This is a genomic window from Patescibacteria group bacterium, assembly GCA_024654625.1.
In the GTDB taxonomy this organism is placed as follows: domain Bacteria; phylum Patescibacteriota; class Minisyncoccia.
On sequence record JANLHB010000005.1, the window covers coordinates 24,795 to 41,327 of the forward strand.

Sequence of the window (16,533 nt, forward strand, 5' to 3'; positions counted from 1 at the left end):
ATAAAAACACCCCATTTGGAGATCGAATCTCCAAATGGGGTGTTTTTATTGTTTGTGTCGTTTGCCTGTTTACGCGGCGCGTTCTTGGTCGTTTCCAAATGTTTCGTCGGCAGGTATATGCACTGTTCCGTCCGGGTTTAACGCGTGTCTTGCGCTAAGTTGTTCTTTAGTTTTTTGAGAGAGACCTACTTCTCTTTTATCCATCTCTTCTTCGGACTCCTCTTTCTTTTCAGTAGATACTTCTTCTGCTTCATTTTTAGGTTCCTCTTGTCTTTTGTTTCCAAAAATATTTTCTATTCCAAACATAATTGATATTGTTAAAAATTGTTAAATTTATGGTTCTCGACCTTAATAATGATAATTTATAATTATTTTTTGCGCTAAATTAGCGTGGCTTATATTTAAAAATTATAGCTGTTGCCAAAAATTATGGCAATCATCACATTGGGATAACCGGACTTCAATTTTCTTTGTTTTATGGTAAAATCAAGCTTATGCAACGAACATTAATTAAAGATATTAAGGATAAAGTGGGGGAGACAGTCTTGCTTTCGGGTTGGGTGGATATAAGGCGCGACCACGGCAAGCTTATATTTATAGATCTTCGCGATACCTCGGGCAAGGTGCAAATGGTTGTTTTGCCTAATCATGAAGAGGCGCACAAGGTGGGAAGCGAAGCTCGCTCAGAGTGGGTGGTGGAGATAGAAGGTGTAGTAAATAAAAGACCGGAGAGAATGATAAACGTTGATCAGCTTTTGGGTATGATGGAGATAGAGGTTTTAAATATCAAGGTACTGTCAAAAGCGGAAGAGATGCCTTTTGAGAAAGGGGCCGATATGAACTTGGATACCTACTTAAATCATCTTCCTCTTACGCTTCGTGACGAAAAGAAAAAAGCTATTTTCAAAGTGCAGTCTAATATAATAAGAGCCTTTAGAAATTTTTTTACAAAACAGGGTTTTGTGGAGATACAGGCCCCTAAGATAATAGGGGAAGACGCTGAGGGTGGAGCGAATTCTTTCAGTTTTGACTACTTTGGTCATACGGCTCACTTGGCGCAAAGTCCTCAATTCTATAAGCAGATAATGGTGGGTGTGTTTGAGAAAGTCTTTTCAACCGGAAATGTGTATAGAGCGGAGAAGCATAGCACCACGCGTCACTTAAATGAATACACTAGCTTAGACATAGAGATGGGCTTTATAAAAGACCATACTGACGTGATGGAGATAGAGACAAAAATGCTCGCATACATTTTTGAAGAGTTAAAGAAAGATAGTAGTGAGGAGTTTAAATTGCTGGGGGCGGATATTCCAGATGTGCCTGAAAGTATCCCTTCTCTCAAGCTAAGAGAAGCGCAAGAGATAATTAAGAAAGAGCACGGAGTGGATTGTGGAAATGAGCCTGACTTAGAACCTCAACACGAAAGATGGATTGCCGAGTATGTCAAAAGAGAGCATAATTCGGATTTTATCTTCATAACTCATTTTCCTCTATCAAAAAGACCGATGTATACTTATGAAGATGAGAAAGACCCTGGCTATGCAAACGGTTTTGATCTCTTGTTTAAAGGGATAGAGATAACGACTGGTGGACAGCGTATCCATGAATACGACAAGCTCGTTTCTTCTATAAAAAACAAAGGATTAGATCCTGAGAAGTTTAGCTTTTATCTACAGGCTTTCAAGTACGGCATGCCTCCGCATGGCGGCTTTGGTATGGGGCTTGAGAGGCTGACGGCCAAGCTCTTAAACTTGGCTAATGTTAAGGAGGCAACCCTCTTCCCTCGAGATTTAAACAGGATAGATTCTCTTCTTTCTGAATAGCCAATAATACTGGTAAAATCGTTTTAAAATGGTATTATCTAAGACGTATGGACGAAAATATAGGTCAACCTTATAAGGTAAAAGCAGGGGAGTTTGAGGGGCCCTTTGAGCTTCTCTTGGAGCTTATTGAAGAGAGGAAATTATCTATAAATGAGATTTCTCTTACTGACGTTGCCGATAAGTATCTTGAGTATATTAAGAATCTAAAAGATTTTCCTATAGATGAGGCGGTCGGCTTCTTACATGTGGCTTCGACTCTTATGCTTATGAAGTCGCGCTCTCTCTTGCCTAGCCTTAAGCTGACTGAAGAGGAGGAAGAGAGTATCAGCGACCTTGAGGAGAGGCTTGTAGTCTACCGAAGGATAAAATTACTAGGACAGAATATTAAAGATAGATTTGGGAAAAATGTTCTCTGTAACAGGGAACCTTTCTCAGGCATACAACCGGAGTTTGTAGAGCCGGTTGGTATTGAGACTGCCACTTTGTTTGAGGCGATGAAAAAAGTTTTAGTAAGTCTGCCTATTAGAGAGATAATCCCTGAAGCGGCCATCAAGAAGGCTATCAGCTTGGAAGAGAAGATAAGGGACATAGTTTCAAGGATAGAGGACGGAATAAAGATGAGTTTCCATGATTTTAACAAAGAAGGGCAAGAGAAGGGAGAGGTGATAGTGAATTTTCTTGCAGTGCTTGAACTTGTGAAGCGAGGGTTGGTGCTGGTGGATCAGGAAAATAATTTTGGAAATATTGATATTATGAAAGCGTAGGGTGTTTTATTAACTTATTTGTATTATGTTTATGGCATTTTCTGATTTTTTATAAGTTCTCAGTTTGAATAAATAATTATCAAATTTAATAAAATAAGACGGGATGAATTTAGAAAATAAAATCGAAGCAATACTTTTCATGAAGGGGGAGCCCCAGAGTATTAAAAGTTTAGCGAGTCTTCTGAAGTTAACGGAAGCTGAGGCAGGGGAGGCGGTCTTGAAACTCGCAGAAAGCTTGAAATCCCAAGGAAGAGGGATTAGGCTCTTAAGGAAGGACGATTCGGTAATGCTTGCCACTTCGCCGGAGGCGGCAGATGTGGTAAGAGAGATGGCAAAAGAGGAGTATGACTCTAAACTCTCGCCAGCGGCTGTTGAAACGCTTGCGATTATCGCGTATAAAGGACCTATCATAAAGGCGGAGATAGACTATATAAGAGGAGTTAATTCCGGCTTTATATTGAGAAATCTCTTGATAAGGGGGCTTATTGAGAGAGTGACAAACCCTAGTGACCGCAGGGCTTTCTTGTATCGGCCAAGTTTTGAACTATTGCAGTTTCTTGGAGTTGATAACGCGGGTGATCTGCCGGAGCATAAAGAATTCAACGAAAAGATGGATGAATCTGTCGCCGGTATGCATGAAGTGGAAAAGAAAATGGACGAAACATTTAAAGAGCTTGAAGAGGATTTGGCTAACACCGGTATAAATATAAATGAAACGAATTCATAAGATAATAATTATAATTATTGCTGTAGCGCTCTTGTTTGCGTTGTTGTTTCTTCTCTTGCCGGCGCGTAAAATAAGCGACGACATAGCTTATCGCGCAGAGAAAGCAGATCCGTTTGCGAGTATAAGTATTGAGGCGAAGGCGGTGTATGTCTTTGATATTGTAAAAGGCGAACCGATTTTTGAATTAAATAAGAATGCCCAACTCCCGCTCGCTTCTATAGTGAAGGTGATGACGGCTTTAGTAGCTTCAGGCGAAGCTCTGCCGGGTACTATTGTAGAGATAAGTGGAGAGGCAATACAAGAAGTAGGGGATGATAACTTGTTAGTCGGTGAGAGGTGGCGACTCTCTGATATTTTGGATTTTACTGTTGTTAAGTCGTCAAACGATGGCGCTTCGGCATTGGCTCAGACAGTAAGCGCTTTCTCTTTCGGCGGGGATAAAGAAAGTTTTATAAATAAGATGAACGAGCTTGCCAAGGAGATCGGCTTGGAGCAGACATACTTTCTTAATGAGACAGGCCTTGATGTGAATAGAAACATTTCCGGCGCTTATGGTTCGGCTGAAGATGTGGCGAAGCTCTTTGTCTATGTGTTGAAAAATAATCCCAAGATATTAGACGCGACACAATACTCTACACTTGAAGTCAGCTCTAAAGAGATGAAGCACAACATAGTAAACAGTAATAGATTAACCGCTTCTGTCTCAGGTATACTGGCTTCAAAGACGGGTTATACAGATTTGGCAGGAGGGAACTTAGCGGTCATTTTTGATGCCGGATTTATGCATCCGGTGGTGGCGGTAGTCCTTGGTTCTTCTCAAGAGGGGAGGTTTGAAGATATGGAAAAAATAATGGAGGCCACTCTCACACGCCTCAAATAATCAAAAGGTCTCACCTTTTTGTATAGATCAAAGATGAGACCTTTTTGTGGGGTTGACAAAATAATATAAATATATATAATTTAGTTTGAATTTGTACATTGAAAAAGTGATTTTTCCTGCCTGCCGGTAGGCAGGTATTTATGCAGTAAAATCTTAAACCGAAAAACGGAGGGTGGATTATGAAGAGATTATTGATTAAGGAAAAGAGGATAGAAGGATTATATGAAGTAGCACTCGGCCTTGTAACCATCGACAGTGTGAAGTATTCTGTAGATTTGATAAGAAAGGTTATATCCGTCAAGGATAATTTCCTTGTCGGCAGTATAAGGGCCGATGATAAAGAGATCTGGCACTTTAAAAATGCCAGATACAACGGCATTTGTGTCGTCACGGAAGTTGACGACACAGTCGTCCTTTGTTTCCTCTCTCATAGCAACGAGCTCGAGTGGATAGTGCCACTTGAGCACCTGCGTGATTCGCAGATTATTGATGGTGAAATGGTCACCGCGATGGACGTGGGGGAGAGGCTTATCCTTAAGCAGGCCGCGGCAAAAGAGATCGGCGCCGTAGTTAAGCTTTCTCCGCTGGAGGAAAAAGTCTCGTCTTATCTTTCCGTGAAGCGGAGGGAGAAGGAAGAGGCAGAGAGACTTGAGAGGAGCCGTCTCAAAGAGGAGAGGCGCGCTGAGATAATGGCGCGTGAGAGCATCTCGGCGTATACTGAGACCGGCGCTGGTAGGTTTGGTAAGCCGGTCACAGCTGACGAGTGGCCGTGTCTGCCGAACGGCACCCGGGTCATCCTCGTCGAGAGCTTCAACAAGGAGACGGGCGAATGTGGCCCGACCAGAGAAGCCTTTATTATAAGGAAGGGAAAAGGAGGCAGGATAGAGAAAGAGAACGCCTCCGAGGTGGCGAGCGAGCGTCCGGCGCCTAAATTCGTCGAAGTTAAGGCGAAGAAGGTCATAATCGTCGATATGGACGGGGCCATGAGACAGATCCCCGTCTATAAAACGACGGAGGAAATAGAGCTGGCCAAGAAAGCAGGCTTGAACGGAGGCTCAATGGTGACCTCCGAGGACCAGAGGGATGAGAAGGGGAGATATCTCATATCGTCCCTTAAGGGTCCGGTGGAGAAAAAACTGGGGTCCTTCATGCCCCTGTAACAAGCTCAAAAACACCCTCCAAAACCCCACCTGTTAAACACCCAGTGTTTAACAGGTGGGGTTTTTTTATTTTTATCCCTTTTGAATATTTGAGGGAAGAGTGGTATAATTTAGCCTAATGATTATAGACGTCTTTAAAGTTTTCGTGCCAGCTACAGTGGCTTTTTTCATAGGTATTCTTTTAGCGCCGCTTCTGACGCATTATTTGTATAAATATAAGATGTGGAAGAAAAAGGCGCGGACAAACGGTCTTGGGGGCGGAGGGACGCCTATTTTTAACAACATCCACAAAGAAAAAGAGGTTGGCACTCCTCGTATGGGTGGTATCTTGATCTGGAGTAGCGCGCTTCTAGCAATAATTATTTTTCGGTTGTTATCGGTAATATTTTCAAATCCGCTCGCTCTAAAGCTCGATTTCTTAAGCAGGTCTCAAACATGGCTTCCGATTTTTACTCTTTTTGCCGGGTCTATGGTGGGGCTGGCAGATGACCTTTTAGTTATTTATGGCAAAGGGAAATATATCGCCGGCGGACTTAAGTTATCAGAGAGGATAATAATGGTCCTTGCCATAGGGGCTATCGGCGCTTGGTGGTTTTTCATAAAGCTCGGTATCTCTAGTATTCTTGTCCCTTTTTACGGAGAAGTTTCGCTAGGTCTTCTTTTTATCCCGCTTTTTATGATTATGATGTTGGCGCTGTTTTCAGGCGGAGTGATAGACGGCATAGATGGCCTGTCGGGCGGAATTTTTGCAGCAATTTTTTCCGCTTATGGGGGGATAGCCTTTTTTCAAAATCAAATAGACTTAGCGGCCTTCTGCGCTGTGGTGGCAGGCGGAATTTTAGCATTCTTATGGTTTAATATACCGCCGGCGCGTTTCTATATGACAGAGACGGGTATTTTAGGGCTTACTACCGCTATTACAGTAGTCGCTTTTTTAACGAAGGCAGTTGTGGTCTTGCCGATAATCGCTTTTCCTCTTTTTGTGGCTTCCGGTTCGGTTATTATTCAAGTCACTTCAAAGAAGTTTAGAAACGGCAAAAAGGTATTTTTAGTCGCGCCTATTCATCATCATTTTGAAGCGTTAGGCTGGCCTTCATATAAAGTAACAATGCGTTTTTGGATTATAAGTATTATATTCGCAATCATCGGGATGATTATAACGCTAGCGGGGAAATAGATTAATAGTTATAATAAAATAATGGCTTACTATTCTATCTTGATAAAAAATGGCACAGTCTTTGATGGAAAGGGAAATACCGGTGTTAAGACAGATATTGGCATTTCCGGTGACGAGATAAAAAAAATAGGCAACTTGTCTGGCGCTACAGCCGATGAGGTTATAAATGCCGAGGGTAAATATGTTTGCCCTGGTTTTATTGATACAACCGCTCATTCAGATACTCATTTTACGCTTTTTTCTTCGCCAAGGCAGGAAAGCTTTTTTCGGCAAGGCGTGACAACAATTGTCGGAGGCAATTGCGGGTCGTCTCTCGCGCCTCTTTTGTCTAAAGATGCGACAGAGAGCTTGGCTAAATGGACGGACATATCAAAGATTAATGTTAACTGGCGCACGGTTGGCGAGATGCTTAATGAACTTGATAATCACAGACTGGGAGTTAATTTTTGCACTTTAGCGGGTTTTGATACTTTATATAAATCTATTGTAGGAGAATCAATAGAGATTAATGACGATATATTAAAGCAGTTAAAGCTAGTCTTGAGAAATTCTATTAAAGAAGGGGCTTTTGGCTTATCTGCTTCTTTGAGCGCCGAGAGTATTAGTCAGATCGGAGATGATAATTTTATTGAGATATTGAAAGAAGCGGAGGATCGCGGCGCTTTAGTTAAACATCATCTTGAAGATGAGGGTAAGAACATTTTACCGTCTCTTTCAAAAGTGCTTCATTTGGCTCGTAATTCCGGAGCAAGGACGCAGATTTCTCATTTTAAGGCATTAGGGAGGAGTGCTTGGAGTGTCTGGCCGCAGAGCCTTGAGATGATTAGGACTGCCAGAGAAGACGGGGTGGATATAATATGCGATTTTTTCCCTTACACGCGTACAGGTTCAAGTTTATTTGATTTTTTGCCTCTTTGGATCAAGAAAGAGGGGAGAGAAAAAATTTTAAAAATTTTAAGAGCTCATGATTCAAACGAAAGGAAGGATTTGCTGACTTACTTAAAGAGCCTTACTTTGCATTATGACAGAATAACTATAGCTTCAACCTTGCATGATTTTTCAAGCGTTGGTAAAACCATAGAGAGTCTCGCTTTAGAATCCGGCTTAAGCGGGGAGGAAGTTATATTGAATCTTTTGGAGGTGAATAATCTCCATGTGTCTATATTTAGTGAAGTAATAAGCGAGAAAAATATAGAGGATTTGGCAAAAGAAGATTATTCAATGGTTGCCTCAGACGGAGTTGGCTATGATGTTTCAAGTAACACTTCAGAAATAATGAAAGACCTTGCGCATCCGAGATCTTTTGGCGCTTTTCCGCGATTTTTAAACACTTTTGCCAAAAAGGGGATTATCAGTTGGGAGCAGGCTATATATAAGATGACGGCTCTGCCGGCTAAAGCCTTAGGGCTTAAGGACAGAGGAGCTATCGCTAAAGGAAATTATGCTGATATTGTCATATTTGATCCGGAAGAGATAGAGGATCAATCTACTTATGATGCTCCTTATCGCTTGCCTCTTGGCATAGAGAGAGTGCTTATAAACGGCAAGTCGTCTTTTGAGATGGCAGGCAGGGTTTTAAGGTATAGATAATGCATTATTATGACACGGAAAAAATATGATAAGGTTTTTTTAGCATCTTTTTTATTTTTAGTCTTAGGCGGATTTTTAATTTTTTCCTCATCGGCGATGGGTCTTCTTGCAAGAGACGGCGCTTCTTTTTATAAAATACTTATAAAACAGTTTGTAGTAGGATTTTTGGCCGGAGGCGGAGCTCTTCTTTTAGCTTATAAAATAGATTATAGGAATTGGAAAAGATTTGCCATATTTATTTTTGTATTTTCATTTTTAGTTTCTCTTTTGGTTTTTGTTCCTCAGCTTGGGTTTAAGCATGGCGGCGCAAGAAGGTGGATTGATTTGGGTTTTACTTCATTTCAGCCGTCGGAATTTTTGAAACTTGGATTTATAATATATTTCTCATCTTGGCTTTCTAATCATAAAAAGGAAATTGATTCTTTGAAGTCCGGGTTGATACCTTTTTTACTGATGGTCGGGTCAGTCGGGCTTCTTTTGGCGGCTGAGCCTGACATAGGAACTCTTCTTGTAATTGTTATGTCGAGCGTTTCTATTTTTTATATAAGCGGAGCGAGTATAAAACAGATTCTCATTTTTATTCTTGTCGGGCTTGCTTCTTTTGTGGCGCTTGTTTTCACGAAGCCATACCTTATGAATAGGATGATGGTCTTTTTGAATCTATCTAATGACATTCAAGGGATCGGCTATCAGCTAAAACAATCTCTTATTGCTGTCGGTTCAGGCGGTTTATATGGAAGGGGATTTGGAATGAGTATTCAGAAATTTAAGTATCTTCCCGAGCCGATTGGTGATTCTATTTTTTCAGTGACGGCTGAAGAGTTTGGATTTTTAGGCTCGATTATTTTAATAGGCGCGTTTCTTTTTTTCTTATATAGAGGTCTTTTGATCGCATCTCGCGCGCCTGATATATTTGGGAGGCTTCTTTCGGCAGGAATTATAATTTTAATAGTAGGCCAGTCTTTTGTGAATATAGGGGCCATGATAGGGATACTTCCTCTTACCGGGCTACCTCTTATCTTCGTCTCTCAGGGTTCTTCCGCCTTTATATTTGCGATGATTGAAGTGGGGATATTGCTCAATATCTCAAAACATACTTCACGTTAGACCACTTTTTTAAATATTAAAAATAAGGTATTATATAGAATATGAAAATCGTTCTTACCGGAGGCGGAACAGGCGGTCATTTTTACCCGCTTATAGCTGTTGCCGAGGAATTAAACAAGATAATAGACGAAGAAAAGCTTATTAATACAAAACTTATTTATATGTCCGATGATCCTTATGACAAGAGATTGCTTGATGAAAAAGATATTAAGTTTAGAAAAATAAGCGCAGGGAAGATTCGCCGTTATTTTTCTTTGCTCAATATAATAGATTTCTTTAAGATTATTTTTGGCACTCTAAAAGCAATGTGGAATATCTATACTGATTTTCCTGATGTCGTGTTTGGGAAAGGAGGGTATGCCAGTTTTCCTGTGCTTTTTTCGGCAAGATTCTTCAGAATTCCTGTTGTTATACATGAGTCTGATGCGGTGCCGGGAAGAGTGAATAAGTGGGCTTCAAAGTTTGCCAGAAGAGTAGCAATCTCTTTTTCTGAATCAATAAATTATTTTCCTGAGAAGACAAGGAAGAAGATAGCGGTTGTTGGAAATCCGGTCAGGGAAAATCTTGTTCGCCTGCCTAAAGAAGGATTTAGTGAATTTCTAGAGCTTGATAAGAGTGTACCGGTCGTCTTCATCTTAGGCGGTTCGCAAGGGGCGCAGAAGATAAATGATATTGTCGTTGATATGGCAAGCGAGTTAGCCGCTAAATATCAGGTTATCCACCAGTGCGGAAAAAATAATTTTAAAGAAGTTGAAGGAAGAGCGGCTGTAGCCCTTGAAAAGTCTCCTTTTAAAAACAGATATCGCGTTTTTGGATTTCTAAATGAGTCGGCCATGAAGATGGCCGCCGCCGCTTCAGATATTATTATCTCACGAGCCGGATCATCGGCGATATTTGAAATTGCCGCATGGGGAAAACCAAGTATACTTATCCCTCTCTCCGGTTCGGCGCAAGACCACCAAAGAGAAAATGCTTATGCTTTTGCCAGGACAGGCGCATCGGAAGTGATTGAAGAAAAGAATTTATCCCCGCATATATTGCTTTCTGAGATAGGCAGGATTTTGTCTCAGAAAGATCAATTGGAGGATATTAAACATAAGGCCAATCAGTTTTATAAGCCTGAGGCGGGACGCCAAATTGCAAGGGAGATAATCAACCTTGCGCTTGAACATGCATAGGAGGGTATCGAGGGTCATGGTCGGTAGAAAATAAAAACACATCCACCTTTCTGGTCCTCTGAATTAATAAGCAAATTATTTTCAAACTTATTTAACGACCGCACAAAAAGTTTGAAAGTTTTCGTGGATGTTATATAATATACATGTGCAGGTAGTTAATATTAAGTTGTTGAATAATTAATATGAAAGAACAGAAAAAGTGTAAAGAGGATAATTATGTAAAAGTGGCAATGATTGTTTTGAAAATCATCGGAACTGCCGGCTTGGTAAGCATGATCTTACTTGCGCCAAACGCCTTACAAGCTTTAGATGTTTTTTACGGTAAGGACAAAAAGAAATATTATAAAAAGGGGTACCTAGACAGAAGTATAGATAGATTGAAGAGAGGGGGGTATATTGAATTCAAAAAAAGAAACGGAAGAGTCTTTGTTAGTCTGACTGAGAAAGGAAAAGAAAAATTATTAAAGTATCAACTAGGAGAGCTTAAAATTAAAAAATCAAAAAGATGGGATAGAAAATGGCGTATTATAACTTTTGACATAAGAGAATCAAGAAGGGGAGTAAGAAATACGCTAAGGAGAGAATTAGTAAACCTTGGTTTTATCAAGCTTCAAAATAGTGTCTGGGTTTATCCTTATGACTGCGAAGAAGTTGTCATTATGCTTAAATCTTATTTAAGGGTAGGAAAAGATATTCTATATGTCGTTGCGGAGAGAATAGAAAATGATAAATGGTTGAAACAAGAATTTAAACTTATTTAACGACCGCACAAAGAGTTAGAAGATTTTATTAAAAATTAAAAAAGCGTTTTTTGGTTTTTTGAACGCCATAGCGGATAAAACTTAGGGTGAGGAGTATGATAGGCGATATGTGAAATAATTTTATTAAGAGTGCATTCCAATCATCCCAGCCTCCCTTTTTGTGATTTTTATGTTAATATGAAATTATATTAGATGTTTATCTGGTATAAGATTTCTGTTAATTACTATGGATAATAAAAAAAGTCAAGAAAAAATTGTAACTCGTTTTGCGCCGAGTCCGACAGGGCCGGTGCATTTGGGAAGCGCCAGGACAGCGTTGTTTAATTATCTTTTTTCAAAACAAAATAAAGGGAAAATGATTCTTAGGATTGAAGATACCGACCCAGTGAGATCCAAGCTGGAATATGAAAAAGACATAATAGACGGTCTTGATTGGCTTGGAATAAAGTATGATGAGTTTTATCGTCAGTCTGAGAGAAAGGAAGTTTATAAAAGATATCTTAAGAAAATGGTAGAAGAGGGGACGGCTTACATTTCTAAAGAGGAGCCAAAAGAAGAAGGTCAAAGGAGCGAGGTGATAAGATTTAAGAATCCTAATATAAAAATAAAATTCAATGATTTGATAAGAGGCGAGATAGAATTTGACACAACAGAGCTCGGGGATTTTGTTGTGGCAAGAGACATGGAAAGCCCTCTTTATCATCTGGCGGTCGCTGTCGATGATTTTGAAATGGGTGTGACGCATATAATCCGCGGAGATGACGGTATCTCTAATACGCCTCGTCAGATCCTTATCCAAGGCGCCATAGGCGCTATGAGGCCTATATATGCGCATATACCGCTTATATTGGGCCCTGATAAGTCTAAATTGTCAAAACGGCACGGTGCAGTTTCCGTGAATAAATATAGAGAAGAGGGGTATATCGCGGAAGCAATCGTAAATTTCCTCGCTTTATTGGGGTGGTCTCCTCAGGGGAAGGATGGAACAAATGAAGAGGTCTTTTACATGGATGAGCTTATTAAAAAATTTGATATAAATAAAGTTCAGAAAAGCGGAGCGGTGTTTAACATTGATAAATTAAATTGGATAAATAAGCAGTATATAAGAAATGCCCCGTTAGATAATCTGGCGGATGTTTTATTTGACTTCTTGTCTGATGATTTAAAAAAAGAAGCTGAAGAAAAGCCTGATTTATGGAAAAGGGTTACAGCGCTTGAAATTGAAAGGATAGAGAAATTTAGCGATATTAAAGATTCGGTGGATTATTTTTTTCAAGCGCCCGATTACGAAAAAGAAATGCTTAACTGGAAAGACGAAAAGGATATAAATAAAACAAAATCTCATTTAGAATATATTGTTAAAATATTGTGCGACATTAAAGATAGTGATTTTAGTAAAGAGTCTATAAAGGATCTTATTTGGGGTTACGCCGATAAAGAAGGAAGGGGTAATGTCTTATGGCCTTTTCGTGTTGCTTTGTCCGGCAGGCAAAAATCACCTGACCCGTTCATCTTAAGTGAAGTGTTGGGAAAAGAAGAAACTGTTAAACGTCTTAAAAATGCTATTGGGAAAATATAAAATAATCTTTTTTATATTATTGCTGAGCTTGTTTGTGTCACCATTTTTCTCTGTGCCACAAGTTAGCATTGCTTCGGTAAACGAGCTTAAAAACAATATCCTAGACAGAAATAATAAACTGAAAGAACTTCAGAAAGAGATTGATGAATATGAAGCGGAAATAAAAAGTCTAAGCAAAGAAAAAAATTCATTAAGTAATGAAATAAAAAAGTTGGATGTTACCGAAAAGAAACTTAAGGCGAATATACGTTATACTGAGGGGCAGATTGAAAAGGCAAGCCTTAGTATAGATAAACTTGCCATTGATATAGACCAAAAAAAAGAAGATATTGATTTAAAAAAAAGAGTTATAGCAGAAATTGTAAGAGGGCTTAATGAAGATGAGTCTATGTCAATGATTGAGATGGCGCTTATAAATAATAATTTCTCTGATTTTTTCAGCGACATGGAAAGGATGGAGAATTTTCAGGAGGCTATAGGTGTTAATCTTGACGAACTCAGCAGGTTTAAAGAAGAGCTTGAGGTACAAAAAAATGATAAAGAAGAAAATAAAAAAGAATTAGAAGAGATGAGGGGAAAATTTAAAGATCAGAATTCTTTAGTTCTTATAAATAAAACTAAGAAAAATACTTTACTGAAAGAGACAAAAAATAAAGAATCAAATTATAAACAATTGCTTGCAGATAGAATTGCAAAAAAAGAAGCTTTGGAGGAAGAGATTAAGGACTTTGAGAATAAACTTAGAGTGGAAATAGACCCTGATTCACTGCCGCTTGTCGGGCCCGGTGTCTTGAATTGGCCTATTGATGACGTAAGAATAACTCAATATTTCGGCAATACTCCTTTTGCTACAAAAAATCCGCAAGTGTATAATGGGGGCGGTCATAATGGAGTTGATTTTGGTGCAAGCATAGGTACGCCTTTAAAAAGCGCTGAGAAGGGAATTGTCATCGGGGTGGGAGATACGGATAAAGAGTGCGCCGGTGTCTCTTATGGAAGGTGGGTTTTAATAGAGCATCCTAATAATTTAACGACACTTTATGCGCACCTTTCACTTATAAAAGTTACAAAAGGGCAAGAGGTCGCATCGGGCCAGGTTATAGGCTATTCCGGAGATACTGGATATACAACAGGTCCGCATCTTCATTTTACTGTATATGCGGCGCGCGCCGTTGATGTCGGGATGATAACAAGCAAGGTTTGTGGGACTAAGATGACTCTTCCTTTGGCTCCTAGAGAATGGTATCTCAACCCGTTGTCTTATTTATAAATGATGTTTATAATATAAATATATGTTTTTAAAGAATGGCGCAATTTCACGCCAAGGAGGATTGATAAAGATGATTATCATTTTTATCATAGTTATCCTTATATTGAGCGTCTTGAATATAGATATAAGAAGTATCGTGGAAAGCGAAGAGGTGCAGACTAATTTCTCTTATATTTGGAATTTTGCAAAAATAGTCTGGTCTGATTATCTTTCTGATCCCGTAACTTATTTTTGGAATAATATCTTTATAAGCTTATTATGGACATCTTTTGTAGATAATATGGAGAGAATCAAAGCGGGTGAGCCTACGGAGATGATGCTAAACGCCCCTAGGATAGACTTCGTTCAATAGAGAATGATATATTACGACGTAAAAGGTATATTGTACGACATAGTATCTTTTTCTTAACTCTACTCCCCTTAACTATAAAACATCATATAAATCAAACAGGCTTTATTATGGGCCTGCTTTTTATTTATATGATATAATTGATATAATCTTTTTTATGAGAACATCTTATTCAGCGTTAGACACTTATAGGACTTGTCCGCTTAAGTATAAATACCAGAATCTTGATAAAATTCCTGCGCCAAAGCGTATTGAGGCCGTTTTTGGCTCTTTGGTCCACTCAGCGCTGAAATTTATGTTTGAGCGCGGTCCCCTATACCCCGCACTTGATGAGGTTATTGACGTGTTTACCGATAAATGGAATAAGAAATCCGAGTTGATAGAATGGCCAAACCCTGACAAGAAAGAAGCATTTGAAAAACTTTATTTTGAAGAAGGGATAAAAATTATAAAAAATTTTTACAAGAAAAATCAGCCGTGGAAGTTTAACGCTGTGGAACTTGAAAGCCGCTTTAGTGTAACCTTGCACGATGACGAAACTGACGAAGATCATACTATTATTGGTATCATAGACAGGATAGATAAGGATCCTGAAAGCGACGAGTATGAGATTATTGATTATAAGACAGGCAAGAAAATGCCGAGTGCTGAAACACTGAAAGACAATCTACAACTTTCTCTCTATCATATGGCTCTTCAAGACAGGTGGCCTAATCTCCCCGCTTCAAAGATAAAGTTGTCATTATATTTCCTTAAGCATAATGAAAAGATAACCGCAGAGAAAGAAAATCCTGAAGAAGATATAAAGAAGACGAGAAGTTTTATCTTGGCCACCATAAAAGAGGTCAAGGAAAAGGAAGAAAAAAACAGTTTCTCCCCTTCCCCGTCAGCATTGTGCGATTATTGCGGATATAAGAAGATCTGTCCAATGTGGTCGCACGAATATAAGAAAGATAAACCGGAAACAAAAAGTGAGAAAGAGATTAATGAAGCTATAACTGAATTTTTTGAGATAAAAGAAAATGAAGAAAAAAATAAAAAAAGATTGAAAGAGCTCCGTGAGGATATATTGGCATTTATGGAGTCTAGTAATGTCGCGCGTGTCTTTGGTTCGCGCGGGTTTATCACAAAAAATGTGCAGGAAAGATTCTCATTTGATATGGAAAAGGTAAAGGAAATATTGCTTCCGGAGAATAAGTGGGAAGAAGTTTTAACACCGGATGATAGAAAATTAAATAAACTCCTCTCTCTCTTGCCAACTAAACTGCAAGATAAGATATTGTCTTTTAGAAATAAAAAAGAATTTATTGTTTTGAAGCAGACGAAGAAATAATTTATACTACAGACTGTTTACCGGCCTCAGAGAACTGGCAATGAATTGTATCTCGGATTTAGACATCCATGTTGACCCGGCATACTCTATTCTGACCATTAGGTCGTTATATGTTGTTATAGCTACTATGTTATATACACTGGTGCTATTATCCGTGAGGACGAGATCAGATTCACTTGTATATATATCTTGTCCGTCTATAGATGTTTTGCTTAGATCTTTCCCGGAAGAGACATTGGTAAAGAGCTCTCCGGTGGTTTTATTGTCCGGTGTGAAGCCAGATCTTATTGGGAATATTGATACTTCTATAACCCCCACGCCTATCTTCTTATAAGTAAAGTCTATGGAATTAATCTTACCTGACTTATTGTAATTTATATTAGTTTTGTCTTTTTCCAGATTGTACCCTAGTGGAATCTTTTTCGGTAGATATATAGTGAAGGGTGCTTCCTTCTGGATCTCTTTTACGGAAGAATAATCGATACCGATGACAAATGTCCATAATTTAAATTGGTATATGCTAAAGACCGCTCCGATCATAAGGATAATTATGGCTACTTGCCATATTGCCCGTCCCTTTTTTTTGCTCGTTGTTTCCTCCTCTCTTTCTATGGCATCATTCTCAATCTTGTCGGGAGCAGTAAGGGATCCGGTAAAAGTTTTCGGGTCGCCTATAAACAATGCGCATTTAGGACAAAATAAAAGATCATTTTTTATGATAAGTTCATTATGGCAAAATGGGCACTTTTGATTTGCCAATTTTTGATTTTCACTATTATTACCTTCTGGCATGTTTACTATATATTATATCAGAACTCAACTTCCTCAAGGCACT

16 protein-coding genes are annotated in these 16,533 nt (G+C 39.1%); 14 read left to right on the top strand and 2 right to left on the bottom strand.

The genetic code is table 11. The annotated features are described in order from the left end of the window. Positions 1 to 69: 69 nt before the first annotated feature. Positions 70 to 306 carry a hypothetical protein gene (locus NUV40_00240; GenBank protein ID MCR4342320.1) on the bottom strand — a complete coding sequence of 79 codons (237 nt, stop codon included), beginning with the start codon at positions 304 to 306 and terminating at the stop codon, positions 70 to 72. A gap of 188 nt (positions 307 to 494) precedes the next feature. On the opposite strand from NUV40_00240, the gene aspS reads away from it, so the two are divergent. From aspS to NUV40_00310, 14 genes are all read left to right on the top strand, one after another. Continuing rightward, positions 495 to 1,823, top strand: coding sequence for an aspartate--tRNA(Asn) ligase (aspS, locus tag NUV40_00245; protein ID MCR4342321.1), 1,329 nt, complete (start codon positions 495 to 497; stop codon positions 1,821 to 1,823). A 47-nt stretch (positions 1,824 to 1,870) separates the two neighbouring features. Beyond that, positions 1,871 to 2,587: a segregation/condensation protein A gene (locus NUV40_00250; GenBank protein ID MCR4342322.1), complete on the top strand. Its 717-nt coding sequence runs from the start codon at positions 1,871 to 1,873 to the stop codon at positions 2,585 to 2,587. A 103-nt stretch (positions 2,588 to 2,690) separates the two neighbouring features. Beyond that, positions 2,691 to 3,314, top strand: coding sequence for an SMC-Scp complex subunit ScpB (gene scpB, locus NUV40_00255; protein MCR4342323.1), 624 nt, complete (start codon positions 2,691 to 2,693; stop codon positions 3,312 to 3,314). Continuing rightward, a complete protein-coding gene (locus NUV40_00260; protein MCR4342324.1) occupies positions 3,298 to 4,194 on the top strand; it encodes a serine hydrolase in 897 nt (298 codons plus the stop codon). The genes scpB and NUV40_00260 overlap by 17 nt, the downstream gene beginning before the upstream one ends. A 179-nt stretch (positions 4,195 to 4,373) precedes the next feature. Further along, positions 4,374 to 5,354, top strand: a complete 981-nt coding sequence (locus NUV40_00265) for a hypothetical protein (GenBank protein MCR4342325.1) — start codon at positions 4,374 to 4,376, stop codon at positions 5,352 to 5,354. A 118-nt stretch (positions 5,355 to 5,472) separates the two neighbouring features. Further along, positions 5,473 to 6,531 (top strand): hypothetical protein, encoded by a 1,059-nt coding sequence (locus NUV40_00270; GenBank protein MCR4342326.1) that lies wholly within the window; start codon positions 5,473 to 5,475, stop codon positions 6,529 to 6,531. A 21-nt stretch (positions 6,532 to 6,552) separates the two neighbouring features. Next, the gene (locus tag NUV40_00275; protein ID MCR4342327.1) at positions 6,553 to 8,121 is read left to right on the top strand and encodes an amidohydrolase family protein; all 1,569 of its coding nucleotides are present in this window, start codon (positions 6,553 to 6,555) and stop codon (positions 8,119 to 8,121) included. A gap of 9 nt (positions 8,122 to 8,130) precedes the next feature. Continuing rightward, positions 8,131 to 9,228, top strand: coding sequence for a putative lipid II flippase FtsW (locus tag NUV40_00280; GenBank protein ID MCR4342328.1), 1,098 nt, complete (start codon positions 8,131 to 8,133; stop codon positions 9,226 to 9,228). 41 nt (positions 9,229 to 9,269) lie between these two features. Further along, on the top strand, positions 9,270 to 10,406 hold the full coding sequence (gene murG / locus NUV40_00285; protein ID MCR4342329.1) for an undecaprenyldiphospho-muramoylpentapeptide beta-N-acetylglucosaminyltransferase: 1,137 nt from the start codon (positions 9,270 to 9,272) through the stop codon (positions 10,404 to 10,406). A 182-nt stretch (positions 10,407 to 10,588) separates the two neighbouring features. After that, positions 10,589 to 11,167 carry a hypothetical protein gene (locus NUV40_00290; GenBank protein MCR4342330.1) on the top strand — a complete coding sequence of 193 codons (579 nt, stop codon included), beginning with the start codon at positions 10,589 to 10,591 and terminating at the stop codon, positions 11,165 to 11,167. A 226-nt stretch (positions 11,168 to 11,393) separates the two neighbouring features. Continuing rightward, positions 11,394 to 12,746, top strand: coding sequence for a glutamate--tRNA ligase (gene gltX / locus NUV40_00295; protein MCR4342331.1), 1,353 nt, complete (start codon positions 11,394 to 11,396; stop codon positions 12,744 to 12,746). Between the two features lie 34 nt (positions 12,747 to 12,780). Further along, positions 12,781 to 14,016, top strand: coding sequence for a peptidoglycan DD-metalloendopeptidase family protein (locus tag NUV40_00300; GenBank protein MCR4342332.1), 1,236 nt, complete (start codon positions 12,781 to 12,783; stop codon positions 14,014 to 14,016). Between the two features lie 22 nt (positions 14,017 to 14,038). Then, on the top strand, positions 14,039 to 14,368 hold the full coding sequence (locus NUV40_00305) for a hypothetical protein (GenBank protein ID MCR4342333.1): 330 nt from the start codon (positions 14,039 to 14,041) through the stop codon (positions 14,366 to 14,368). A gap of 154 nt (positions 14,369 to 14,522) precedes the next feature. Continuing rightward, on the top strand, positions 14,523 to 15,698 hold the full coding sequence (locus NUV40_00310; GenBank protein ID MCR4342334.1) for a PD-(D/E)XK nuclease family protein: 1,176 nt from the start codon (positions 14,523 to 14,525) through the stop codon (positions 15,696 to 15,698). Between the two features lie 6 nt (positions 15,699 to 15,704). On the opposite strand, the gene NUV40_00315 is transcribed toward NUV40_00310, so the two are convergent. After that, a complete protein-coding gene (locus tag NUV40_00315) occupies positions 15,705 to 16,490 on the bottom strand; it encodes a hypothetical protein (protein ID MCR4342335.1) in 786 nt (261 codons plus the stop codon). Positions 16,491 to 16,533 lie beyond the last annotated feature (43 nt).

Excerpts from the sequence above, each read along its gene's own strand:
- NUV40_00240 (MCR4342320.1), bottom strand. The coding sequence starts at position 306 with ATGTTTGGAATAGAAAATATTTTTGGAAACAAAAGACAAGAGGAACCT.
- gltX (MCR4342331.1), top strand. The coding sequence starts at position 11,394 with ATGGATAATAAAAAAAGTCAAGAAAAAATTGTAACTCGTTTTGCGCCG.
- NUV40_00315 (MCR4342335.1), bottom strand. The coding sequence starts at position 16,490 with ATGCCAGAAGGTAATAATAGTGAAAATCAAAAATTGGCAAATCAAAAG.
- murG (MCR4342329.1), top strand. The coding sequence starts at position 9,270 with ATGAAAATCGTTCTTACCGGAGGCGGAACAGGCGGTCATTTTTACCCG.
- NUV40_00265 (MCR4342325.1), top strand. The coding sequence starts at position 4,374 with ATGAAGAGATTATTGATTAAGGAAAAGAGGATAGAAGGATTATATGAA.
- NUV40_00260 (MCR4342324.1), top strand. The coding sequence starts at position 3,298 with ATGAAACGAATTCATAAGATAATAATTATAATTATTGCTGTAGCGCTC.
- scpB (MCR4342323.1), top strand. The coding sequence starts at position 2,691 with ATGAATTTAGAAAATAAAATCGAAGCAATACTTTTCATGAAGGGGGAG.
- NUV40_00270 (MCR4342326.1), top strand. The coding sequence starts at position 5,473 with ATGATTATAGACGTCTTTAAAGTTTTCGTGCCAGCTACAGTGGCTTTT.
- NUV40_00275 (MCR4342327.1), top strand. The coding sequence starts at position 6,553 with ATGGCTTACTATTCTATCTTGATAAAAAATGGCACAGTCTTTGATGGA.
- NUV40_00310 (MCR4342334.1), top strand. The coding sequence starts at position 14,523 with ATGAGAACATCTTATTCAGCGTTAGACACTTATAGGACTTGTCCGCTT.
- NUV40_00290 (MCR4342330.1), top strand. The coding sequence starts at position 10,589 with ATGAAAGAACAGAAAAAGTGTAAAGAGGATAATTATGTAAAAGTGGCA.
- aspS (MCR4342321.1), top strand. The coding sequence starts at position 495 with ATGCAACGAACATTAATTAAAGATATTAAGGATAAAGTGGGGGAGACA.
- NUV40_00305 (MCR4342333.1), top strand. The coding sequence starts at position 14,039 with ATGTTTTTAAAGAATGGCGCAATTTCACGCCAAGGAGGATTGATAAAG.
- NUV40_00280 (MCR4342328.1), top strand. The coding sequence starts at position 8,131 with ATGACACGGAAAAAATATGATAAGGTTTTTTTAGCATCTTTTTTATTT.
- NUV40_00250 (MCR4342322.1), top strand. The coding sequence starts at position 1,871 with ATGGACGAAAATATAGGTCAACCTTATAAGGTAAAAGCAGGGGAGTTT.